The sequence below is a fragment of the Sphingosinicella humi genome, assembly GCF_003129465.1.
GTDB lineage: Bacteria > Pseudomonadota > Alphaproteobacteria > Sphingomonadales > Sphingomonadaceae > Allosphingosinicella > Allosphingosinicella humi.
In genome coordinates, this window is sequence record NZ_QFFF01000001.1 from 1823612 (window position 1) to 1846453 (window position 22842).

A 22842-nucleotide genomic window follows, 5' to 3' on the forward strand; every position below is an offset into this window, starting at 1 on the left:
GTAGCTCTACGTACGGCAGCTTGCGCCCGGCTCGGTCAGGATCGTCTGATGAGCTTCCGGCCGGGCCCCCTCCAGCCTTGGGAGATTCACGTATCCAAGCCGAAGAGGTGCCGCTGTACGCATGATGATGGGGGACTGATGTCGATCTGAGGGTGAATCGATGAGACAGAGACGGACCTCCGACCCTGTGCCTTCGCCGCGTTCCCTTGCGGGCATGAGTTCCGCCTTGTTCTCCGATCCGGAGGTCCAGACGATCCTTTCCCTGATCGGCGATGGCGTCATCAGTACCGACGGCAACGGAACGATCCTCTACTTCAACCCGGCGGCGGAGACGATGTTCGGCTATTCGGCGGCGGAAGTGGTGGGCCAGCCCGTCGAGCTGCTGATGCCGCAGCGCTTTCGCGACGATCACAAGCTCTCGGCCGCTCGTTTCGCCACGTCCGCTCGTCCCGAGCCTCGCCTGATGGGCGCCCGGCGGGACGTGGTGGGACGGCGCAAGTCCGGCGAAGAGTTCCCGCTTGAAGCGACCCTGTCTCGGCAGGACCTTGCGAGCGGACGTCTCCTCACCGTGGTTATCCGGGACATCAACGAGCGCAAGCAAAGAGAGGAGGAGCAGCAACTCATCGCCGGCGAACTCGCCCACCGGATCCGCAATCTGATGACGATCGTGACATCCTTGGTTTCACTGACCGCCTGCGGCAGCCACGACGTCGATGGGTTCAGGGACACGCTCCTGGCGCGCCTAATGGCGATCTCTCGAGCCAATGACGCCCTGATCGCAGGCGCCTGGCGCGAGACGCAGCTTCGGCCTCTCATCGATGCCGAACTGGAGCCGTTTAGGACCCCCCGTACACCCATCATTCTCGAGGGCCCCAAAGTTCGGGTAAGCGCCAAGATCGCTATCGCGTTGGGGCTGGTGATGCATGAGCTGGCGACGAACGCCGCCAAATATGGGGCCCTGTCCTGCGCGGGCGGCCGTGTCGAAGTAGATTGGTCTCTGGCCCCGGATGGCCAGGTCGCAATCCACTGGAGAGAGCGCGAAGGTCCGCCCGTGCGCCCCCCGGTTAAGGCCGGCTTCGGCACCGAGATGATCCGCCGGACACTGGCCGCCCAAAGGGGCGAAGCATCGATGCATTATAACCCGGCCGGTTTCGAATGCGGCCTTCGGGTTCCTGGAGGCGCGGCCTAGGACAGGCGTCGGCGGAGAAAATCCTCTGTCCACGCCTTCACCTGCGCGCCTTGGCCGACCATGAGATGGCCGCCGCTTTCGAGTATTCTCATCTCGGCGTCCGGTATGTGTTCGGCAGTGAAGCGCGCGCCCGGCAGCGTCTTGAACAGATCGTCCTTCGCCGAGACGATCAGGACCGGAACCCGCATCTCCTCGAGAGGCCAGGCCGAAAGCTCCAGTCGGCTGTCCAGGGCAAGGCCGCCGACGCGCTCGGAAAGCGGCAGAATGCTCCGCATCACCTCGGTGACCCGAGCGCGCTCCGCGTCGGAGGCGCTTGCCTCCAGCTCCGGCCGAACACCGAGGAAGCGAATAACCGAGCCGCGCGCCACCTTGGTGCCAAGCCAGAAGAGAAAGTCCGACGAGGCCTCGATCAGTCGCAGCACAACCTGGCTGGACGCGCTGTCGTCCACCCCGACCGACTGGCTTGGATCGTAGGTGCGTGGCACCAGAAGGATCAGTGCCGATACGCGGTCAGGATGCCGGAGCGCGAGCTCTATGGCACTAGGCGCGCCGGCCGACACTCCGACCACGATAGCCTCGCCGATCGCGAGGTGGTCGAGAAGCGCCGCATGTGCCTCGGCCTGCGCCACAAGCGACGCATCTTCGGGAGCGGGGGTCCTCAAATAGCCGAAGCGCGACGGAGCGATGATGTGATAGCCTTCGCCGAACATGCGGCCGATGAGCAATCCCTGGTCGTAGCCGCCTCCAGCGCCATGGATGAGAAGCAAGGGCGCGCCTTGCCCCGCCTCGGCATATTCGACGGGGCCCGCCGCGGTCGCTGCGATCGTTCCCCCGCGCAGGGCCGCGGCCCGAATGTCGGCGATGTCTCGGCGATACCGGACATATGTCAGCGCCGACGCGGCGGCCGCCGCCATCGCCAATGCCTGAACAGGCTTCCGCACGGCCATCCCTCTCCTTCGCCGCCAAGATGAGGAGGCTGCTCGCGAGCGCCGGAAGGCACCATAAGGGAATGCACCTATTCCCCTTCTCTACGTATCTTCCCGCACAGACTTGCGGCCTGCACCGGCCCAAGCTGCCGGCTTCAACGAGGAGCTGGTTCCATGCAGGACGTTATCTGGTTCAATGAGATCGGCATCGGCGATGTCGCCCGGGTGGGCGGCAAGAACGCCTCTCTGGGTGAAATGACCCGGGCTCTGACGAACAAGGGCATTCGCGTCCCGGGCGGATTCGCGACCACGGCTGGCGCCTATCGGCGCTTCATCGAGCTTAATCGCCTCGAACAACCGATGCAGGGCATTCTCACGCGGTTGAAGGACGGTGAAATCGCGCTGAGGGAAGCTGGGCGGTCGATCCGTTCGCTGATCCTCGGCGGCACATTTTCGCCCGCCATGACGCGCAGCCTGGAATCCGCCTATGATCGCCTCGCCGCTGAGCTGGGGGTCGACGAGCCGGCGGTAGCGGTCCGCAGCAGCGCCACGGCGGAGGATCTGGGCGACGCCAGCTTTGCCGGGCAGCAGGAAACCTTCCTCAACGTCCGCGGCAAGCCCGCCCTGCTGGATGCCTGCCGCCGCTGTTATGCCTCGCTCTTCACCGACCGGGCGATCAGCTATCGCGAACTCAAGGGTTTCGGGCATCTGGACGTCTCGCTGTCGGTCGGAGTTCAGCACATGGTCCGGGCGGACCTCGCCGGGTCCGGCGTCATGTTCACGCTCGACACCGAAACGGGCTTCCCCAATGTGGTGGTGATCAGCGCCGCCTGGGGGCTGGGCGAGACGGTGGTGCAGGGGCTCGTCGATCCGGATCGATACGTTCTGTTCAAGCCTCTCCTCGGGGAGGGCGGCTGCAGCCCTCTCATCGAGAAAAGCCTGGGCGCAAAGGCGAAACGGATGATCCTCGCGCGCCATCCGGATGAGCGCACCCAGGTCGTGCCGACAGCCATCCGACAACGCAAGGCCAATGTCCTCAACGATGCCGAGATATTGGAGCTGGGGCGTTGGGGCGTGTTGATCGAGGCTCATTACGGCCGGCCGATGGATATCGAATGGGCCAAGGATGGAGAGACGGGGCTGCTCTACATTCTGCAGGCGCGGCCGGAGACGGTTCACTCGTCGCGAAAGCCGGGCAGCTTCGAGCTTTATCGCCTCAAGTCAAAAGGCCCGGTGCTCCTGCGAGGAACAGCCATAGGCACCGCCATCGCTGTCGGAGAGACCTGCGTAATTCGTTCGCCCAAGGACATCCACAAGTTCCGGGATGGCGCCGTCCTCGTCACGGACGTCACCAATCCCGACTGGGTGCCGATCATGAAGCGGGCCGCCGGCATCGTCACCGATCATGGCGGGAGCACCAGCCACGCTGCGATCGTCAGCCGCGAGCTGGGTGTCCCGGCGGTAATCGGCACCAGTGATGCCACGTCGGTCCTGAGGGAAGGCCAGCCAATCACGCTTTCCTGCGCGGAGGGCGAGAAGGGAACCGTCTATGACGGCAAGCTCGCCTTCACGCGCGAGACGATCGAAACCGGCGATCTGCCGGAAACACGCACCGCCTTGATGGTGAACCTCGCCGATCCGGCGGCGGCCTTTCGCTGGTGGCCCCTGCCGGCCAGGGGGGTGGGGCTTGCCCGGATGGAGTTCATCATCAGCAGCGGGATTAAGATGCATCCAATGGCGGCCGCCCATCCCGAGCGGCTCGACCCTAAGGCGGCAAGGCAGGTCCGCAGGCTGGCGAATGGAGGCGATCCGGCCGATTATTTTGTCGACACCCTCTCAATGGGAATCGCCCGGCTGGCTGCGCTCTATCACCCTCATCCGGCGATCGTCCGCCTCAGCGACTTCAAGACCAATGAATATGCGAGCCTGATAGGAGGCCATTGCTTCGAGACGGTCGAGGAGAATCCGATGCTCGGCTTTCGCGGTGCCTCGCGCTATTACAGTGAGCGCTATTGCGATGGCTTCGCGCTTGAATGCCGGGCCTTGAAGCGCGTTCGCGAAGAGATGGGCTTCACCAATGTGATCGTGATGGTGCCGTTCTGCCGCACCCCAGCCGAGGCGGACAAAGTGCTGGCTGCCATGGCCGGGAACGGCCTACGTCGCGGCGAGGCCCGACTCCAGATCTACATGATGTGCGAGATACCTTCGAACGTCATCCTGGCCGACGCGTTCGCGGCGCGCTTCGATGGCTTCTCCATCGGCTCGAACGACCTGACGCAGCTCATTCTCGGGGTCGACCGCGATGCCGCCGAACTGGCCAGCCTGTTCGACGAGCGGGACGAGGCGGTGAAGCGGTTGATCGAGCAGGCGATCGAGACGGCGCACCGCTCCGGCATCAAGGTCGGCATTTGCGGCCAGGCCCCCAGCGACCACCCGGAATACGCGCCGTTTCTGGTGGGGGCCGGCATCGATTCGATGTCGCTCAACCCGGACAGCTTCGTGAAGACGCTCGGTCTCGTGGCGCGGGCCGAGGCCGCAATTCGCGAGGAAACACCGACTGTCGACAGCGCATCTCCCGCGAAGGAGAAGAGGCTTCTATCGGTGGAGTGATCGGGCCGGCCAGTTCAGTAGGATTGCTCCTTCACCCTCACCCCGTCCCGGACGCGGTCGCTGGGATGGAGGATGACGCGAAGACCGGGGTCGATGTTACGGACTTCAGCCATCTCGTCGTTCATCGCCACGACCGTCAGCGGCATGAGCTGCGCCCGTCCGTCGGCATCGATCGCGAAGCACGACCAGCCTTCGCCTTGGCGAAAGAGGGCGCTCACCGGCACGCGCAGCACGGCGGGCTTGGACGACACCGCGATGCGGACGATCACGCGATAGCCGTGGCCGAGCCGTTCCCACGCATCGCGGGGCTCGGACAAGGCGATGATGACATTGACGCGCTGTTCCTCGACGCCGAGCGCGGAGATCTTCCTGAAGCCGTAGGGCTCGATCAGGCGCACCTGTCCGCGGAGCAGGCGATCACCGCCCCAGGCGTCGATCTCCACCGGCGCTCCAGGCCTGATCCGCACCGCGTCGGCGGAAGGAAGATCGGTGACGATCTCGAGACGTGCGGGGTCTCCGATCTCGACGAGCGGCGTGCCCGCGATCACCACCCGCTCGCTCTCCTGCGGGACCGTCATGATGCGCCCGTTGACCGGCGCGACGACATCGGTGGATCCAAGACCCTGCCCTCGCGTGATCAGCTGTGCCTCGGCCGCCTCCCGGTCGAAGCGCGCTGCCTCGGCGGCCTCGCGCACTTCAGAAAAGGATGCGAGAGCCCGATCGCGCTCCGCCCGGGCCCGCTCGAGGGCGGCCTTGGAGACGAATCCGCGTCTGAACAGCGTTTCGGCGCGCTCGAGTTCGCGTTCCGCCAGGTCGCGCCTCGCCCGAGCTTCGTCCGCTCGCGCTCCGATCGCCGCCTGCTGCGAGGTGAGGGCCCGGATTGTCGCCAACGTCTCGGCATAGCGCCTGGAGGAAAGCGGCTCCGGCTGGATAGGCTGGATGCGTGCCAACACGGTCCGGCCGGCAATCACCGGATCCCCCGGTTTGAGCGGCACCCGCCGGAGCTGACCCGTCATGGGGGCAGAGACGATATAGAGATTGGCGACCCTGGTTTCTCCTTCGTCCTCCACCGAGATGAGCAGCGGTCCGCGGCTCACCTCACCGACCTCGACCGGAACTGGCGCCTGCCGCACGGCGAAATAGACCGCGATGGCGAGCGCGAGGAGCAAGAGGCCACCGATAATCCGTGGGCCAGTGATAAGTCGCGCGGCCATCGTCTATTCCCGCGTCTTGAGCGCGCGGACGAGATCCAGGCGATCGACGCGTTGCTTCACCAGCGCCCAGGTCCCGGCCGCCGCCGCGCCGACCACTAGGACGCCTTCGGCGAGGGTGGCCGGGTTGGTCACGACGGGAATCGTGAAGAGATCCCCGCTGAACTGCTCTGTCATGTAGCGCGACAGCAGCACGCCCAAGATCAGGCCGAGCGGCAGGGAGAGGAGAAGCAGAAGAGCCTGCTCGCCGAGGAGGACATAGGCGACCTCCCGGCGCCGGAAGCCCAGCACTCTCAGCGACGCAAGGTCGCGTGCGCGCTCGGAGAGGCTGATCCTGGCGCTGTTGTAGACGACCCCCAGCACGATCGCCGCCGCGAAGCCCGTGTTGAAGAGCGTGACGATGCCCATGTTGCTGGCGATCGTATCGCGCACTCCCTGAACCACTGCGGATTGGACGGACACTCCCGCGATCAGCGGGGTCTCCTTCAGCCGCCGGTAGATGTCGGGTAGGTGTTTGCGGTCGACCGCCATATAGGCTCCGGAGACAATTTCCCCCTCCCGCAAGTGGCGATTGAGCGCGGCTCGGCTCATGACGAGTCCCGCGCCAGTGGGACTCTTCACCACCGCTTGAACCGTAAGATCGAGCGTCCGGCGGTGCCCCTCGGCCGGCCTTGCCTCGATCCTGTCGCCCGCTCCAACCTCAAGATCGCGGGCAAGGCGTTCACTCAGCACGGCGCCGCTGGGAGGCGGCGGCACGACCCGGCCCTCAAGATCGACGAGGCGGGCGAGGTCCGCGCCCCGGTCCAGGCCCAGCAATGCCTGCCGCTCGGAACGCGGTCCGGCGCGAAGAGTGGCGGAGACGCTTCGATAAGGCTCCACACGCACCACCCCGGGTAGGCTCGCCAGCTCCGACAAAGCGCGCCGGTGCCGGGGTTCGGCGAAAGTGACCGCGAGGTTTTCGCGCTGCGCGCGGCCGAAGCTGAGCTCTATCATCCGCTCGACATTGTCCGTGGCCGAGGCGGAGGCGATATAGAGGGACAGTGAGGCGGCGAGGCCGATCACCGACAGCATCGATCGCAGCGGCCGGCGTGCAAGGCCGCGCAGGATCATCCGCGTCGGCTCGTCCAGTCCGTGAAGCGCTGAGCGCGCGCGCGTGACGCGTCCCGAGAAGTCGGCGGGGGCGGGGGGGCGCATCGCCTCCGCGGGAGTGAGCGCGGCGGCCCGGCGGACGGCGCCCGCCGCTCCGATCAGCACGGCTCCCAGAGCCGCTCCGACGGCGATCAGATAGATGTCAAAGCCAGCGCCGAAACGCAGGAAGGGGAAGACGTAGAAATCCTGGTACAAGGCCGCCAGCCCGCGGCCCAGCCACGCCCCGAGGACGCAGCCCAGGATTGACCCGCCCATCGACATCAACAGGGCAAGCTCGCCATAGTGGATGAAGATGTCGCGGTCGCGATAGCCAAAGGCCTTCAGGAGGCCGATCACCTCGCGTTCGGTTTCGACCAGGCGGGCCAGCACGATGTTCAGGAGGAACGCGGCGACAACCAGGAAGATGGGCGGCAGCACTTCCACCGTCGTTCTCAGCTGGCTGATCTCGTTGGTGAGAAAACGGTCCGAAATCTGCTCGTCACGCCCATAGGCGGTGACGCCCCCATAGCGAGCGAGGATGATGTCCAGCCGCCGGATCACCTCCGCCTCGTCGGCCGCTGGCTGCAGCCTGACCGTGACTTCGTTGAAGGCTTCATCCAGGTTGAGTGCGGCGCCCAAGGGTTCGCGGTTCATCCACAAGGTCCCGAAACGGCGGTTGTCGGGAAAGAGCTGCCCAGGCGCGACCGAGTAGACATATTCGGGAGAGAGCACTGTCCCGCTGATGCGCAGCTCGGTCCGCTTCCCGTAGAGAAGTGCCTGAAGGGTATCTCCGGACCTGAGGCCTCTGGCCTCGGCGAAGCTTTCGCCGAGCAGTACCTCGTTCGGCCGGCGCGGATCGGGCCAGCGTCCGGAGCGGAGCACCAGCGCATTAATGCGAGGTTGTCCGCCCGGCGGGATCGAGTGGAAGCGGGCCGACACCGGCTCGTCGACGCCCGCTATGTCCAGGGTCGCCGCCGCGGTGATCCGGCTTTCGGCGTCGGCGATGCCCGGCAGCGCCCGGACCTGGACAATCACGCTTTCCGGGGCACGCTTAAGCGGCGCCCAGACATTGGCGAGGCGGTAGCGTCCATAATAGGCTTCCCGCGTTGCCTCCAACGAGCGGATCATGCCGAACGACATCACCACCATTCCGACACCCGCGGCCATGACCAGGGCGATGGCGACGGATTGCGCACGCAGCCGCCAGAGGTCGCGCCACAGCTTGGCGACCAGCGGGGAGCGGCGCGCTACCATTTGAGTTCCAGCGGAGATTGCCGGGCCGTATTGCGGTAGCTGGATGCTATGCGACCATCGCCGAACAATATGACCTCGTCCGCCATCCCCGCGATCACCGCGTTATGGGTGATGACGAGCGCTGTCGTCGAAAGCTCCTGGTTGATCGTCTCGATGGCGGCGAGCACGCGCGTTCCCGTCTCGCTGTCGAGCGCGCCGGTGGGCTCGTCGCAAAGCAGAACGTCAGGCCGCTTCGCAATCGCCCGGGCGATCGCCACCCTTTGCTGCTCGCCTCCCGATAGTTGCGCAGGGAAATGGTCGAGGCGTTGTTCGAGACCGACCAGCGTCAGAGCCTCGGCCGGATCCATCGGATCCTCGCTGATCTCGGTGATGAGCGAAACATTCTCGCGCGCCGTCAGCGACGCGATCAGGTTGTAGAACTGGAAGACGAAGCCGACATGGCGCCGGCGATATTCGGTGAGCTCATCGTCATCGCATTCCGTGAGGTCGACGTTACCGAACCAGGCATGGCCGCCGCTCGCCCGGTCGAGCCCGCCGATGATGTTGAGCAATGTGGATTTTCCGGACCCGGACGGGCCGAGCAGGACGATCAGCTCGCCTCCTGCGATGACCAGGTCGACCCCACGCAATGCATGAACCGCGCTACTCGCGACGCCGTAGACCTTGCTCAGTCCTTCGAGCCGATAGAGCGGCGGCACGTCCGCCAAGGGAGCCGGACGTTCGCCCACTTGGATCATCCGAGGCCGTGGGCGGCCGGGCTCGCCACCTCGCCCAGCATTTCGCGCCAGATTGGTTTCGCTTCGCCCTCGCACCTGTTTGATACAGTCATCGATCGTCTCCGAGACTGCGCATCAAGCGAGCCTCCCCGTCTTGATGACTGGAGCGCCACCGGAGCTGAATCAGGATTATTCCGTAGCCGCTCCAGCACCTCCTGCTCGTCCCAGCCCTGGCTAGGGATTCATACCTATCGAAAGGATCTAGCTCGCGGGGGGATAGGGAGGACAAACTGAGGGAGTGAGCGGATGGACACTCAGCGACCGCGTCATCCTGGACGCCCGCTTCTCATGCTGACCCTCGTAGCGACCCTGGTGGCATGTGCGGGCCAGTCCACGCCCTATCAGGCTGATATAGGCGGTCAGCGCCCCGCTGGCGGATATTATGAAGAAGAGGTGGCCACGGGCCGCTTCAGGGTGACGTTCTCAGGCGCGCCGGCGACGCCCACGAGGACGCTCGAACATTTCCTGCTACGGCGCTGCGCGGAGCTTACCCTCCAGGAGGGCTTCGACTGGTTCCAGATCGTCGCGCGTTCGGTGGAGCAAGACGTCTACGTCTATGCGGCTCCCGACGGTAGCTATCGGCTCCGCTACAGCCCCGGCTACGCTTCGTGGAAATCCTATTGGCGCCTCTATCGCCATGGTCTCAGACTTGGTGATGTTCCAGGGGACCCGGCCTGGTGGCCTAAAGACTCATCGACGAGGAACCGGCGGGATGAGGCTCAGGCGGAAATCGTGATGGGTCGCGGCGCTGCACCAGTGGAAGCCAGGGCGGCTTTCGACGCGCGTCGCCTGCTGAGTGACCCCGCCTTCACCGGCTGAGGCGCCCTGACGACTCGCAAAAAGGGCGTCGCCGTGGTTGCGACGCCCCCTCGACCGCTCAACCGGCGACTATTTGGCGTCGATCTCTATGCGCCGCTTGCGGGCGTTCGCCTTCTCATCCTTGGGCAAGGTGATGGTCAGCACGCCATCCTTGCTCCTGGCGGTGATCTTGTCCGCCGCCGCGTCGCCTGGAAGTTGGAGACTGCGCTGGAATGAGCCGTAGCTGCGTTCGGAGAAATAATAATTTTTCTCCTTTTCCTCCCTCTCTTCCTTTTTCTCGCCAGTGATGGTCAGGACGCCCTCGGCGACCGTCACCTCGACATTGGCGGCGTCTATGCCCGGAAGCTCGGCAGTAAGCTTATAGGCCTCGTCGGACTCCGTCATCTCGAGGGCAGGGACTGGCGCCGTGGGCCCTGTCCGCCCGAATTGAAGGGCGGGCATGCGGCTTGGGACCTCGTCAAAAAGCCGGTCTAGCTCGGACCTCAGCCTGCCAAAGGGTTCGAACAGTTGCTCCGTGAACGCCGGCAAAGCGCGTCGCACGGTACGGGGCGTGGTCGATTGATCGGGGCGCATGTCGGATCCTCCTTCCCGTTCATAGCCGAACCCGAAAATACGCCTGGCAAAGGACCTCGATCATACGAAATCATACGTGGTAGGAGCGCCGCACGGCGTTATCCAAGTGTGGTGCAACGGGACTTGGCTCCCAGGCTGTGGTAATTCTCGTCCTCATCCGGAGTCAGGCCTATCCGGAGAGGAAAGATGGATCCCTGGCTGACCAGGCTGAATATCCAGAACTTTGAGCGTCGGCTGAGTCGTTCCTCCAATCCCGCCCAGAAGCGGGTCCTCAGGCAGCTGCTTGCGGAGGAACGCTCCAAACTGGCCCGCTGCGGTGACGGCGACAGCGGGGAGGAGGCCTCGATTCAGGCTCCAGGGATCGGCGAAAGCGCCACGGATCTCTAGTAAGGACCATTGCGTAGCGACCGCCCGCGCCAAGGCGTGCATCACCTCTCCTCGGCCCGGTTGGAGAGGAGCAGCAAGCATGGCGACCAAGATGAAGGCCGCGATCTTCATTGAGCCGGGACGGATAGTCCTCGGCGAAAAGCCGATTCCGGACATAGGGCCGCTGGACGCGCTCATCCGGATAACGACCACGACGATCTGCGGCACTGACGTCCATATCCTGAAAGGGGAATATCCCGTCGATCGCGGCCGGACCGTTGGCCATGAGCCTGTGGGCGTGATCGAGAAACTGGGCTCCGCCGTGCAGGGTTTCACCGAGGGACAGCGCGTGATTGCTGGCGCCATCACACCTTCCGGGCAATCCAACGCGTCGCTCTCGGGCTGCTGGGCGCAATGCGGCGCCGGGACCAGGCATGGCTGGAAAGCGATTGGAGGATGGCGCTTTGGAAACAGCATCGATGGCGCCCAGGCGGAATATCTTCTCGTGCCCGACGCCATGGCCAATCTCGCCCTGATCCCAGAGGGGCTCACCGATGAGCAGGTCCTGATGTGTCCCGACATCCTTTCGACCGGCTTCGGCGGTGCGGAGTCGGGCCATGTCCGGCTCGGCGACACCGTCGCGGTGTTCGCGCAGGGACCCATCGGCCTGTGCGCGACCGCCGGGGCTCGGCTCATGGGAGCCGCAAGGATTTTCGCCGTGGAGCATGTTGCCGAGCGTCAGGCACTCTCGCGCGAGATGGGCGCCAATGAGGTCATCGACTTCGCGGCCGTCGATCCGGTAGCCGAGATAATGCGCCTAACCGATGGGCGCGGCGTAGACGTGGCGATCGAGGCCTTGGGGACACAAGCCACGTTCGAAGCGGCGTTACGAGTGCTCAGGCCCGGGGGAACCCTGTCTTCGCTTGGCGTCTATTCCTCCGATCTCAAGATACCGCTCGACGCCTTCGCCGCGGGTCTTGGCGACCACAAGATCGTGACCACGCTCTGCCCTGGCGGCAAGGAACGGATGCGGCGGCTGATGGACCTCGTCGCGAACGGGCGGATCGACACCGCACCGCTCGTCACGCATCGCTTCGGCCTCGACGATATCGAAAGCGCTTATGACCTGTTCGCCCATCAGCGCAACGGTGTCATCAAGGTGGCGATCACGCCGTGAGGAGCTGGCCACTCGAGGGCCTTTCAGCGTACGGCTTCGCCAGCCGCTCCCTCTATTCTCCCTGGGTGACATTACTGCCCTGGGTGTTCGGATAGCCCGCACGTCACGAGCCTGCGCACGGCTTCCTCTCGAGAGGGGCGTGGCCCACGACGCCTCGCAATCCAGTTGTCCAAGGCGAGCAGCTCTATTTCGCTCAGCGTCACAGTTATGACTCTGCTCGTACTGGAGTTCCTCAAGGGAGAGGTGGTGATCATCGGTGAGCGGCCAGCTTCTTCTCGGCGATCATGAGCGTCGAGTCCTCGGCGCAAAGATGGACGGTAAAGCCCATCTCCCGTTCCAGCTGCAGCGCCATTGCATCATCCGATGTCTCGATCGACTTCATCGTTCCGATGCCCGCGGCTTGGGCATAGCGCACAAGATGATCGAGAAGGGTCCAGCTGATGCCCTTCTGTTTCCATTCGGGCCTGGTGGACAGGGCGAACTCTCCTTCGGAATAATCTTTCGTCGCCGCCAGCATCGCAGTGGCGAGGATCGTGCCCGACGGTTCATCGACGGCGAGGAAGTTGATTGTGTGGGGATCGTCGTTTCGGACCATATCCTTCAATCGCTCATGTCCGACTTCTTTAAGTCCCGTCAGGAAGCGGTGTCGCAAGTCTTCGGGAGGAAGGCTTCGGAAGAAGGCGGCGAGACTCTCCTCGTCGCTCGGCCGCGCGGGCCGGACATGGAAGGGGACTCCGCTCTTTGTCACCAGATCCGCGCTCCAGCCGATCTCGGCGGCCTGGGTGGAAAGCGGCGACGCGGCGTCGCGGGCGAGTTCGGTGTGGGTCGAGGCCATGGCATTTTCCTTCGGCTGTGGGAGCCGGTCTAGGCGACCGCTGCGTCCCTTCCGATCCGTAAATGTCCGTAGAAGCGCGTGACACCGAGCTTGGTGGCCTCGGTCACGATGACGATCAGCGCCATGCCGGCCAGACAGGCTACGAGGATGGGCGGTTCGACCGGTCCCGTGCCCAGCACTGCGCGCAAAGGACTCCAGTGCATGGCGAGGAGGTGGAGCGAGAGCGCCAGGCCGACCCCCAGCAGGAGCCATCGGTTCGAAAGTGGCGGCTCGCGATGAAGCGGCCGGTGCTCGCTGCGCATGCATAGCACATAGGCGTTCTGGAAGAGCACGGTCATCAGGAGCACTGCATTTTGGATCTCGGCCAAGGCCATGCCCCGATCCACGCCCCACTGAACGATGGCCAGCGCGAGCACGCTCATGGTCGCGGCGGGAGGCAGCATCAGCACAAGCGCCGAGCCGTCGATGATGGGCTCGTTGGGCCGCCGCGGTCTACGGCGAAGCTCATCCCCTTCGCCGCGCCCGAAACCCAGCATCACGTCCTGCGCGCCGTTGGTGACGAGATTGCTCCATAGCAGCTGAACGGGCGTCAGCGGCATCGGCAGCCCGAGGCCGACGGCGCCGATGAACATGAATATCTCGGCGATGCCGGTGGCCAGCAGGAAAATCACGATCTTGCGTATATTGGCATAGGTGATCCGCCCTTCCTCAATCCCTGCGACGATGGACGCGAAATTGTCGTCGGACAGGACTAGATCGGACGCCCCGCGGGCTACGTCGGTGCCGGCACGACCCATGGCGACGCCGATATGCGCGGCCTTGAGCGCCGGCGCGTCGTTGACCCCGTCGCCGGTCACGGCGACTAGTTCGCCGGCCGCGCTGAGCGTCTCCACGATCCTGAGCTTTTGAGTCGGCTCGATCCTGGCGAAAACGCGGCCTTTCGCCACTAGTTCGGCAAAGCGTTCAGGATGAGCGGCACCGAGGTCTTGTCCCGTAACCACCTGCTCGGCAGTTGCGGTGAGTCCGAGCTGGCGCGCGATGGTGAGGGCGGTGCCCGGATGATCTCCCGTTATCATCCGGACCTTGATCCCCGCCTCGGCGCATCTTGCGATGGCCGCAGGCGCTTCTGGCCGGATCGGATCGAGCAGGCCGACCCATCCGAGGAGCCGCAGCCCGTGAGGGCTGCCGCAGTCAATGCTCTCATTGGGCGCCAGGGCTCGCCCCGCTACCGCCAGGACCCGATAGCCTGCTTCGGCAAGCCAAACGGCTGCCCGCGAGGCGCCGTCATCCCGCAACTCGCACATGGGTAGGACGACCTCTGGGGCGCCCTTCACATAGAGCTGACCGGCACCGTTGCCGCCGACGGCGGCGGCGGCAAAGCGGCGCGCGGGCTCATAGGGCAGCATGGCGATGCGTGGTGTGTTGGCAGCCTTGGCGAAATCGATTCCCGCCTCGGTCACGAACTCGGCCAGGGCAACATCGACGCTGTCCCCGAAGGCGCCGTCGGGCGCCGGCGCCGCTTCGTTGCAGGTCGCGACGGCCTTCGCGAGTTCCTTCAACGCCGGATCGTGCCAGTTTTCTCGCGTGAGGCATCGTCCGTCGGGCAACGACACCCGCTCGACCGACAAGCGGTTCTGGGTCAGCGTCCCGGTCTTGTCGCTGGCGATCAGAGTGCAGGCGCCGAGGCCTTCCACCGCCGGGAGCGTCCTCACGATCACATTGCGGGCGGCCATGCGCCGAGTGGCTGCCGACAAGGCTACCGTGACGGCGATCGGAAGGCCCTCGGGAATAGCGGAGACGGCGAGCGCGACGGCGAGCAGCAATATCTGGGAAAAGGGCTCGCCCTCGCTGCCTAGCAGGATCGCGAGCAGTGCGATCAAAGCGACGGTGCCGATCGCTATCTGTCTGGCGAGGCGCTCCAGCCGCAGCACCAGCGGCGGGGGCGCGGTGGCCGCGGTTCCGAGCGAGGCGCTGATCTCGCCCAAGACGGTTGATAGGCCGGTAGCCACGGCCACCGCGACACCGCGGCCTTCCTCGACGGTGGTTCCGGCGTGGAGCATGTTGGGCCGGTCGCCTGTTCCGGCTGATTGAGCGGGAACGGCGCTGGCTTCCTTGCGGACGGCCAGTGACTCCCCGGTCAAGGTGGACTCATTGACGCGAAGCTCGCTGCTCCACAGCAGGCGAAGGTCGGCGGAGACGGCGACACCTGATTCCACTTCCACTATGTCGCCCGGCACTAGTTGGTCGGCCTCGACAATTGTCGAGGCGCCGTCGCGCCGCACCCGCGCCTTCTGGCGGATCAGCCGGCGCAGCGCCGCCATGCTGGTCTCCGCGCGATATTCCTGGAGACTGCCGATGGTGGCGTTGATCATGAGGACGACGGCGATGAATATCGCGTCGCGCCCATGATCGAGCAGGACTGAGACGAGCACCGCGCCGAGCAGGAGATAAATGAGCGGGCTTCGAAACTGCCTCACGAACAGGAGTGCCAGGCCGGTGCGGCCCCCGGCGGGGATGATGTTGCGGCCGAACCGTGTGAGCCGGTCGGACGCCTCCCGGCTGGTCAGGCCTTCGGCGTGGGTTGCAAGCCGTTGGAGGCATTGCTGGGATGTCAAGCTATGCCAGGGGCCGATCGCCGGCTCTTCCTGACAGGGTCCCTCGGACAGAGCTCGATCCTGGGTAATCAGGGGCGTCACTTGGTTGCCTGTCATATTCACTCGATGGGTCCTGGGTCCGCGGAGGCTCCAGACCTTCATTCGCCGCCTGCGCGCGAAGCTGCGATACGGAATATTCCTAGGGCGAATGGCCGAGGGACAAGAGCCTTCACTTGTCGCCGCTGCCCGGCTGGCCGAGTTGCAGTTGCCTAAAGCCTCGCTAGCTATACCGTCGCCGCTCCTGTTGGTAAAAGACCGGCAGGGGTGACCAATGGCCGATCAGGATACTCCGCGGAAGCCTCTTGAAGCGTCGCTCGCCGACGGCAGAGGTCGGGTAAGGCAGGAAGCCATGGGCCTGGCTGCCGCCGTGGTGGCTGTCGCGCTTGCCCTCCTCATCCGTTACGCACTCCAGCCGTGGCTCGATGGTCGTGCGCCGCTCATCCTGTTCACCGTCTCGGTTCTTGCGTGCGGCATCTATTTTGGCCGCGGTGCCGCCACCGCCGCGGCTGTCCTTTCGATCGCGTCCGGGGCACTCATCTTCCTTGAAGACGGGGTCCTGAACACGGCGGACGCCGTTCATCTCGGCATCTACTTCGCCGTTTGCGCCGGCATCGTGTTTCTGGTCGAGCGTCTGGTGCGCGCCAGAGGCGCCGAGAAAGGGCAGCGGGAATTCGCCGAAGCCGAGCATGCGCGTGCCCTGCATGCCGCCGAGGAGGTGGGCGCGCTCGTAGGCGAGCTCGAGAGGCGCGAACGTCACCTCCGCTCAATCCTCGAGACAGTTCCCGATGCCATGATCGTCATCGATGTGCAGGGTCATATCGTCTCCTTCAGCGCGACGGCGGAGGAGATGTTCGGATATGCCGAAGCCGAGCTGCTGGGCGAGAATGTCAGCACGCTGATGCCCTCGCCGGATCGGGAGCGGCATGACGGCTATCTGGAGCGCTACCTTCGCACCGGGGAGCGGCGGATCATCGGGATCGGGCGAGTCACGACGGCGCGGCGGCGGGATGGCTCCACTTTTCCCATTCACCTCCATGTCGGCGAGACGCGGATCGGCGAGGAACGTCTTTTCACCGGCTTCATCCAGGACCTGACGGAGCGGCAGCAAACCGAATTGCGACTGCATGGCCTCCAATCGGAACTGGCCCATGTGTCGCGCGTGACGGCCATGGGCTCGCTTGCCACGTCGCTTGCCCACGAACTGAACCAGCCGCTCACCGCGATCGCCAATTATGTCGAGACGGTGCGGGACATGCTGGAAGATGCCAGACCGGAGACGGTGGAGACGGTCCGCGAGGCGCTGGACGATTGCGCCTCCCAGTCTGTTCGCGCGGGCCATATCGTGCGGCGACTGCGGGACTTCATCTCCCGCGGCGAGACCGAACGCCGTATCGAGAGCCTCAGCCGCCTCATCAGCGAGGCAAGCGCCCTCGCGCTGGTCGGCGCGGGCGAGCGGGGCATTGAAGTCGACGTGAAGCTGCGGCGCGATCTCGACCGAGTCCTCGTCGATCGCATCCAGATCCAGCAGGTGCTGCTCAATCTCATCCGAAACGCGATCGAAGCCATGGATGGCTTAATGGTCCGCCGGCTGGAGATCAGCTCGCGACGGCATGACGATGAATTCGTCGAGGTCGTCATCGCCGACAGCGGTCCTGGCTTGCCTCCAGAGGTCTCGAAGCGTCTGTTCGATCCATTCGTCAGCACCAAGTCGGCCGGCATGGGGCTCGGCCTTTCTATCTGCCACACCATCATCACAGGCCATGGCGGAAGGATTTGGGCCGAGCCGTCGCAGCTCGGCGGCACGGCCTTTCACTTCACGCTGCTCGAAGCGGGGGGAGAGTCGGATGAACGACAATAACCGCATCGTCTATCTGGTCGATGACGACGAGGCGATCCGCCGCTCGGCCGGCTTCATGCTCAAGACGTCGGGCTTCTTGGTGAAGTCCTTCCTCTCGGGCACCGAGTTCCTGAAGGAGAGAGAAGTCGAGCCCGGCTGCATCCTTCTCGACATCCGCATGCCCGGCATGGACGGGCTGGAGGTGCAGCAGGCGCTGCGGGATCGCGGCTCGACGCTCCCCGTCATCGCCATGACCGGCCATGGTGACGTCAATGTCGCCGTCCAGGCGATGAAGGCAGGCGCCGTCGACTTCATCGAAAAACCCTTCGAAAAGGCAGTACTGATAAAGGCGATCGAGGAGGGCTTTGCCCGTATAGATCAGGCGGATCGGACCCGTGTCCGTCGCAATGAAGCGCAGGTGCGGCTCCAGGCTCTCACACCGCGCGAGCAAGACGTGCTGAAGGGGCTCGTTCGCGGCCACCCCAACAAGACGATCGGCTATGACCTCGACATCAGCCCCCGGACCGTCGAGATCCACCGTGCCAATCTGATGAGCAAACTAAGCGTCGTCAGCCTGTCGGACGCCCTTCGAATCGCCTTCGCGGCGGGTTTGGGTGAGGATGGGGATCCTAATCTCTAGCATCGCCTACCGCCTCCGCAGCAATCTAGTGACGGCTTGAGAACTCTTCCGGCCATTGCCGGTTCTTTCAACCTCTCCTTCCAGGCGCGTCCGGATCCGCTCGATCTCGGTATCGGTAAGATGCTCAATGCCGATGAACTCGTTTCTGGCATGTCCCAAGGCGCGGATAACCTCGTCGAGTTTCGCCTGGAGCGCCGCGGCATCCCTGTTCTGCGAGTTCTGGATGAGGAACACCATGATGAAGGTGATGATCGTCGTCGCTGTATTGACGACGAGCTGCCATGTGTCGGACCAGCCGAATAGGGGCCCCGTTCCGATCCAGAGGAGTATCAGCGCGACCGATAGGGCGAATGCCGAAGGTTGACCTGCCTTGCTGGCCATTACGCTGGCAAAGCTGGTGAAGAACCGCTCCATCTATCGTGTAGACGTCTGCGCCGTCGCTAACCCGCCGAGGGCACTCAAACTCGCGACCCGGAAGGGGAGGCGCTCTCCGTCAGGCTCGGTCAACGTTATATATTCGCCGAGGCGCATCGGATGCGTTTCGAGATGGAAGACCGACTCGTCGTCCTCCTCGCCGGGGCGATAGGAAAAGGCCCAGCCCCGCGGCGTCCGGACGACATAGCCGGAAAGGTCCGGCTCATTGGGCCAGAAGCGGCGGACGGTGGCTCTTCCGGGTTCCGCCTTGCGCGCCGTCTCGTCGATCATGCCGTCCTCGGTGAGGGGAAGGCGCAGCAAATAGCAGCGGCTCGCTGATCCTTGCGGGAAGTCCTTGGTACGGGCGAGCTCGAGGCGGATGCTGTTCCAGGTCATGTGAATATTTCTGCCGCTTCCTTCCGACCCAATCATTACGCATTTCTACGGATGCTCTGCGCTGGCGATGATCCCGTCCCGCGCTTCGCGATTCGCGGCGGCATCGCCGCGTCTACCGCCTCAGTAGGTATACGTAATTACGTGAGGTCTCTCCTCCTCTAGCCAGAGACGATCGTGCGCTCGCGACCGGCACAGGAGAGGTCCCATGAAGTCGATCCTGCTTTACGCAAATGAAGATCCAGGCCTCGAAGTCCGCGTCGAAGCCGCATTGAACCTGGTCGAGGCGGACCACGGGCACCTGACCTGCGTTCAGGTTATGCCCTTCTCGTCCTACGTCTTCGGCGACCCATTCGGCGGTACCTATGTGATGGCCGAAGCCATTACGGGCCTTGAGGAACAACAAGCAGCCAACCGCGCCCGCGTCGAGCAGACATTGCGGCGGGCTCAGGTGCCCTGGACGTGGCTCGATTATAGCGGCGTTCCCGCCTCGGTTCTCGTGGAACGCTCGCGTCTCGCCGATATTGTCGTGATGAGCCTTCCCGATGGCGATGGCGCCCGGGCCGACCGGGTGCTTCCCACCACCGCTGATGTCGCGGTCCACGCCCGCACCTTGACCCTGGCCGTTCCCGATGGCGGCAACGCCTTCGATATGAGCGGTCGGGCTTTGATCGCCTGGAATGGATCTGCCGAGGCTTCGCAGGCGCTGCGCCTGGCGGTGCCGCTCCTGCAGCGCGCATCCGCGGTCGATATCGTTACGGTGATCGAGGATGAGCTCAATTTTCCGGCTACCGATGCTTGCGAATATCTGGGCTATCATGGCGTGCGGCCGGAGCTTCACGAATGGCAGTGGTCGGGGCGGTCGGTCGCGGAGTGCATCGACGACGCGGCGGCCGTGCTTGGATCGGACTATGTCCTGATGGGCGCCTACGGCCACTCTCGTATCCGCGAAGCGGTGCTGGGCGGCGTCACCCGCTCCATGTTGAACCAGTCCCGCCGGCCTCTCCTGCTGGGGCACTGACATGATTGCCGCCGCCATCGCCGCAATCGGCTACTTCCTCTCGGTCTTCGCCTTTGGCGTGGCCTTCGGTAGTGTGAGAGAATTGCTTGTCGAGCCGGAAGTGGGCGACGTGGCGGCCGTGCTGCTGGAGCTGCCATTCTTCCTGGCGGCGTGCTCGGTCGCCAGTAAGATGCTGATAGATCGCCTCCCGAGCCTGAAGTCGATTTCGGCTGCTTTGACCATGGGGTTGCTGGCCTTCGCCCTGTTGCTGGCGACGGAGATCTGGTTGGCGCTGTGGATGCCGGGACTCACGATTGGGGATTGGCTCGCGCAGTACCGCCACGCCGCCCCGCTGCTCGAACTGGCGGGTCAGCTGCTGGCGGCTTTCATTCCGTTGGGCCAGGTGCTGATCTGGATACGGCGCCAACGAAAGCGCGTCACGGTCCCGCCGCCAAGCCCAAGAACACTCTGGGTGGAGAAACCCCGTGGCTGAGCCCGTCGCCCCGGTCGCGCTCGTGACCGGCGCCGCCTCGGGTATAGGGCGCCAGACGGCCTACGCTTTTGCTCGCCGAGGTTATGTGACGGTTGTCACGGATGTCGATGAGGACGCCGGCCTTCGAACCGAGGCGGGTATCGCTGCCGAAGAGTTTCGGGCCTTCTTTATGCGCTGCGACGTGTCGGACGAGGAAGAGGTTCGGACGCTCTTCGACACGATCGATGAGCGGTTCGGGAAGCTGGACGCGGCCTTCAACAACGCCGGCATCGAGGGGCGACAGGCGTCCATAGCGGACGGAACGGTCGACAATTTCGATCGGGTCATCGCCGTCAACCTTCGGGGCGTTTGGTTGTGCATGCGGGAGGAGATCAGGATGATGCTGCGCCAGCCCAAAGGGGGCGCAATCGTCAACTGCTCCTCCGTTGCCGGGCTAATCGGATTGCCGAACATCTCCGCCTATGTCGCGTCCAAACATGGCGTAGTCGGCCTCACCAGGACGGCCGCCCTCAAATATGCGCGACACAACATTCGGGTGAACGCCGTTTGTCCCGGCGCGATCGAGACCCCGATGCTCGAACGCTATATGGCGGCCGTGGAGGGCGGCCGCGACACTATGGTGGAAATCGAACCCATGGGCCGCATCGGCCGCCCCGAGGAGATTGCGTCCGCGGTCTTGTGGTTGTGCTGCGGAGAAGCGAGCTTCACCACGGGACAGGCCATCGCCATCGACGGCGGGTGGACGGCCAAGTAGCGAACTCAACCGCATCCTTTGGCGGTGCTAAGGGACGAGCACGGCCGCTCCGTTGAGACGCCCTTCACGTAGTGCCGACAGAGCCTCATTGGCCTGGGCCACGGAAAAGACAGTGGTGCGGGTGCGAACAGGCACTCGAGGGGCAATGTCGAGGAACGCGATGCCGCCGGCGCGCGTCAGGTTCGCGACGGACAGGATCGAGCGTTCGCCCCAGAAGTCCGCATAGGGGAAGCTCGGAATATCGCTCATATAGATGCCGGCGCAGACGACGCGGCCGCCCTTGCGCACATGCTTCAGCGTCGCGGCACCAGCGCTCCGACGGGAGCGAAGATGATGGCGGCGTCGAGAACCTCGGGCGGGTCCTCGTCCGATGCGCCCGACCATTCGCAGCCCAGCTCCCGGGCGAAGGCTTGTCCGGCCGTGTCTCCGGATTGGGTGAAGGCGAAGACTCGCCGACCCTCCCACAAGGCGACCTGAGCCAGCACATGCGCCGCGGCACCAAAGCCGTAGAAGCCCAGGCAGGAGGCATCCCCCGCCATTTGGTAGGCGCGATAACCAATGAGGCCGGCGCACAGCAGCGGAGCGGCCTCGACGTCCGAAAATGACTGAGGCAAGGAGAAGCAATAGGCCGCGTCCGCCACCAAATGCGTGGCAAATCCGCCATCGCGCGTGAAGCCGGTGAATTGCGAAAAGCCGCTCGCGCCGTCGCCGACTTCCAGTATGTGACCGACCACCTCATGGGCGGGAATGATCGGCAGCGGTCCGTCAAGGTCGCCGTCAACGACATGAAGGTCCGTCCGGCACACAGCGCAAGCGGAGACCTGGATCAGCAGCTCGCCTTTGCCGGGCGTCGGCCGTGACCGCTCCACGGGCCTGAGGGGCTGCCCCGGAGCGTCCAGCTGCATGGCCAGCATCGTTGCGGTCATGGGCCCCGTTAGGGCGCAGCCATCGCGGCCGCTCCCGGAAAGCCGGCATGCCGAATGTCGGAAGCGCCGAGTTGGCCGATCCGGATCAGGCCCATCACTGCCAGGAGCATCGCGAAGGCGACGGCCAAACGCTCCTTGTCCGCTCTTGTTGCCATCTGCGGGTCTCCTATGCCTTTCGCTCGGGATAAATGACCCTCCCATAGCGCCGACATCCGCAATCCTACCTAATGAACGCAGCGCCGGGGCTTTATGAGCCATGCGCCTGTGCCCGCTCGGCTGAGGAGGCTACGCTCGCCCGGACCTTGGTCGCTAAGGAGATTCCCGGATGGGCGCCCAGGATCAAACATGCGAGTTGTCGCCAGCCAGCGCCGAGCCAACGGCCTTCAAAGGGGACGATAATTGTACTCCAGCATCCTCGTGCCGATTGACCTGGAGGAGCCCAGCTCATGGTCGAAGGCGGCGCCAACGGCGCTCGCGCTGGCTCGCTGCTTCAATGCCCGGCTGACCTTGGCGACAATTGTCGAGGACAAGGTGGCGGCACGCGCGGCGCAATGGTCATTAATCGCTTACCGGGACCTTCTGTCCTCCGCCCGCGCTCGCCTTGGCGCGCTCGCGGATGAGTTGCGCGGGGCGTCGCCCATGGAAACCCGAGTCGGCACCGGCAACATCAGCGGCGGGATTCTCGACGTGGCAGAGCAGGTCGAAGCCGACATGATCGTTCTTGCCTCGCATCGCCCGGAGATGCGCGACTGGCTCATTGGAGCGAACGCGTCACGCGTCGTCCGCCACGCCCGTTGCTCGGTGCTGGTGGTGCGGGAATGAGAGGCTCCCCGGGCCCCCTGTCGTGAAGCGAGGCGTACCTGCAGA

At 64.6% G+C, this 22842-nt stretch carries 23 protein-coding genes; 11 read left to right on the forward strand and 12 right to left on the reverse strand.

Features of this window, described 5'->3' with window-relative positions; translation table 11 throughout:
- The first annotated feature begins 226 nt into the window (after positions 1 to 226).
- Complete coding sequence (locus DF286_RS09130) at positions 227 to 1189, forward strand: PAS domain S-box protein (protein WP_158274651.1); 963 nt, start codon at positions 227 to 229, stop codon at positions 1187 to 1189.
- On the opposite strand, the gene DF286_RS09135 is transcribed toward DF286_RS09130, so the two are convergent.
- Positions 1186 to 2130: an alpha/beta fold hydrolase gene (locus DF286_RS09135; RefSeq protein WP_158274652.1), complete on the reverse strand. Its 945-nt coding sequence runs from the start codon at positions 2128 to 2130 to the stop codon at positions 1186 to 1188. The two genes, DF286_RS09130 and DF286_RS09135, sit on opposite strands and share 4 nt — an antisense overlap.
- Before the next feature lie 159 nt (positions 2131 to 2289).
- On the opposite strand from DF286_RS09135, the gene ppsA reads away from it, so the two are divergent.
- The gene (gene ppsA / locus DF286_RS09140) at positions 2290 to 4725 is read left to right on the forward strand and encodes a phosphoenolpyruvate synthase (protein WP_109271150.1); all 2436 of its coding nucleotides are present in this window, start codon (positions 2290 to 2292) and stop codon (positions 4723 to 4725) included.
- A gap of 14 nt (positions 4726 to 4739) precedes the next feature.
- On the opposite strand, the gene DF286_RS09145 is transcribed toward ppsA, so the two are convergent.
- The 3 genes from DF286_RS09145 to DF286_RS09155 are packed head-to-tail and all read right to left on the reverse strand — an operon-like array spanning position 4740 to position 9046.
- Complete coding sequence (locus DF286_RS09145) at positions 4740 to 5939, reverse strand: efflux RND transporter periplasmic adaptor subunit (RefSeq protein ID WP_109271151.1); 1200 nt, start codon at positions 5937 to 5939, stop codon at positions 4740 to 4742.
- A gap of 3 nt (positions 5940 to 5942) precedes the next feature.
- Positions 5943 to 8318, reverse strand: coding sequence for an ABC transporter permease (locus tag DF286_RS09150; RefSeq protein WP_109271152.1), 2376 nt, complete (start codon positions 8316 to 8318; stop codon positions 5943 to 5945).
- Positions 8312 to 9046 carry an ABC transporter ATP-binding protein gene (locus DF286_RS09155; RefSeq protein WP_243444779.1) on the reverse strand — a complete coding sequence of 245 codons (735 nt, stop codon included), beginning with the start codon at positions 9044 to 9046 and terminating at the stop codon, positions 8312 to 8314. Before DF286_RS09155 ends, DF286_RS09150 begins: the two co-directional genes overlap by 7 nt.
- A gap of 336 nt (positions 9047 to 9382) precedes the next feature.
- Between DF286_RS09155 and DF286_RS09160 the strand changes: the two genes are divergently transcribed.
- Positions 9383 to 9913 (forward strand): CC0125/CC1285 family lipoprotein, encoded by a 531-nt coding sequence (locus tag DF286_RS09160; RefSeq protein WP_146193588.1) that lies wholly within the window; start codon positions 9383 to 9385, stop codon positions 9911 to 9913.
- A 69-nt stretch (positions 9914 to 9982) separates the two neighbouring features.
- Here DF286_RS09160 and DF286_RS15410 read toward each other — a convergent pair whose 3' ends face one another.
- Positions 9983 to 10297: an Hsp20/alpha crystallin family protein gene (locus DF286_RS15410; RefSeq protein WP_243444780.1), complete on the reverse strand. Its 315-nt coding sequence runs from the start codon at positions 10295 to 10297 to the stop codon at positions 9983 to 9985.
- Positions 10298 to 10672: 375 nt separating this feature from the next.
- Between DF286_RS15410 and DF286_RS09170 the strand changes: the two genes are divergently transcribed.
- Both DF286_RS09170 and DF286_RS09175 read left to right on the forward strand, forming a co-directional pair.
- Complete coding sequence (locus DF286_RS09170) at positions 10673 to 10873, forward strand: hypothetical protein (protein ID WP_109271156.1); 201 nt, start codon at positions 10673 to 10675, stop codon at positions 10871 to 10873.
- A 79-nt stretch (positions 10874 to 10952) separates the two neighbouring features.
- Positions 10953 to 12029, forward strand: coding sequence for an NAD(P)-dependent alcohol dehydrogenase (locus DF286_RS09175; RefSeq protein ID WP_109271157.1), 1077 nt, complete (start codon positions 10953 to 10955; stop codon positions 12027 to 12029).
- Positions 12030 to 12279: 250 nt separating this feature from the next.
- Here the strand turns inward: DF286_RS09175 and DF286_RS09180 are convergent, their stop codons facing one another.
- Positions 12280 to 12864 (reverse strand): GNAT family N-acetyltransferase, encoded by a 585-nt coding sequence (locus DF286_RS09180; RefSeq protein WP_109271158.1) that lies wholly within the window; start codon positions 12862 to 12864, stop codon positions 12280 to 12282.
- Positions 12865 to 12893: 29 nt separating this feature from the next.
- Positions 12894 to 15575, reverse strand: coding sequence for a cation-translocating P-type ATPase (locus DF286_RS09185; RefSeq protein WP_158274653.1), 2682 nt, complete (start codon positions 15573 to 15575; stop codon positions 12894 to 12896).
- Positions 15576 to 15867: 292 nt separating this feature from the next.
- On the opposite strand from DF286_RS09185, the gene DF286_RS09190 reads away from it, so the two are divergent.
- Both DF286_RS09190 and DF286_RS09195 read left to right on the forward strand, forming a co-directional pair.
- Positions 15868 to 17376 carry a PAS domain-containing sensor histidine kinase gene (locus tag DF286_RS09190; protein WP_109271160.1) on the forward strand — a complete coding sequence of 503 codons (1509 nt, stop codon included), beginning with the start codon at positions 15868 to 15870 and terminating at the stop codon, positions 17374 to 17376.
- The gene (locus DF286_RS09195; protein WP_109271161.1) at positions 17363 to 17995 is read left to right on the forward strand and encodes a response regulator transcription factor; all 633 of its coding nucleotides are present in this window, start codon (positions 17363 to 17365) and stop codon (positions 17993 to 17995) included. Before DF286_RS09190 ends, DF286_RS09195 begins: the two co-directional genes overlap by 14 nt.
- A gap of 6 nt (positions 17996 to 18001) precedes the next feature.
- On the opposite strand, the gene DF286_RS09200 is transcribed toward DF286_RS09195, so the two are convergent.
- On the reverse strand, positions 18002 to 18409 hold the full coding sequence (locus DF286_RS09200) for a low affinity iron permease family protein (protein WP_109271162.1): 408 nt from the start codon (positions 18407 to 18409) through the stop codon (positions 18002 to 18004).
- Positions 18410 to 18805 carry a hypothetical protein gene (locus DF286_RS09205; RefSeq protein WP_109271163.1) on the reverse strand — a complete coding sequence of 132 codons (396 nt, stop codon included), beginning with the start codon at positions 18803 to 18805 and terminating at the stop codon, positions 18410 to 18412.
- Positions 18806 to 19010: 205 nt separating this feature from the next.
- Between DF286_RS09205 and DF286_RS09210 the strand changes: the two genes are divergently transcribed.
- From DF286_RS09210 to DF286_RS09220, 3 genes are read left to right on the forward strand one after another with little or no spacing between them, the layout of a single operon-like run.
- On the forward strand, positions 19011 to 19823 hold the full coding sequence (locus DF286_RS09210; RefSeq protein WP_109271164.1) for a universal stress protein: 813 nt from the start codon (positions 19011 to 19013) through the stop codon (positions 19821 to 19823).
- A 1-nt stretch (position 19824) separates the two neighbouring features.
- Entirely contained in the window at positions 19825 to 20295 is a 471-nt protein-coding gene (locus tag DF286_RS09215; RefSeq protein WP_109271165.1) for a hypothetical protein, read from the forward strand.
- Positions 20288 to 21049 (forward strand): SDR family oxidoreductase, encoded by a 762-nt coding sequence (locus DF286_RS09220; RefSeq protein WP_109271166.1) that lies wholly within the window; start codon positions 20288 to 20290, stop codon positions 21047 to 21049. The genes DF286_RS09215 and DF286_RS09220 overlap by 8 nt, the downstream gene beginning before the upstream one ends.
- Before the next feature lie 27 nt (positions 21050 to 21076).
- Here the strand turns inward: DF286_RS09220 and DF286_RS15570 are convergent, their stop codons facing one another.
- The 3 genes from DF286_RS15570 to DF286_RS15130 are packed head-to-tail and all read right to left on the reverse strand — an operon-like array spanning position 21077 to position 22130.
- Positions 21077 to 21337 carry an MDR/zinc-dependent alcohol dehydrogenase-like family protein gene (locus DF286_RS15570; RefSeq protein ID WP_424141242.1) on the reverse strand — a complete coding sequence of 87 codons (261 nt, stop codon included), beginning with the start codon at positions 21335 to 21337 and terminating at the stop codon, positions 21077 to 21079.
- A gap of 5 nt (positions 21338 to 21342) precedes the next feature.
- Positions 21343 to 21954, reverse strand: coding sequence for an alcohol dehydrogenase catalytic domain-containing protein (locus DF286_RS09225; protein WP_424141243.1), 612 nt, complete (start codon positions 21952 to 21954; stop codon positions 21343 to 21345).
- A gap of 29 nt (positions 21955 to 21983) precedes the next feature.
- Positions 21984 to 22130 (reverse strand): hypothetical protein, encoded by a 147-nt coding sequence (locus tag DF286_RS15130; RefSeq protein WP_158274654.1) that lies wholly within the window; start codon positions 22128 to 22130, stop codon positions 21984 to 21986.
- Positions 22131 to 22374: 244 nt separating this feature from the next.
- Between DF286_RS15130 and DF286_RS09230 the strand changes: the two genes are divergently transcribed.
- Complete coding sequence (locus DF286_RS09230; RefSeq protein WP_109271167.1) at positions 22375 to 22797, forward strand: universal stress protein; 423 nt, start codon at positions 22375 to 22377, stop codon at positions 22795 to 22797.
- The last annotated feature ends 45 nt before the right edge of the window (positions 22798 to 22842 follow it).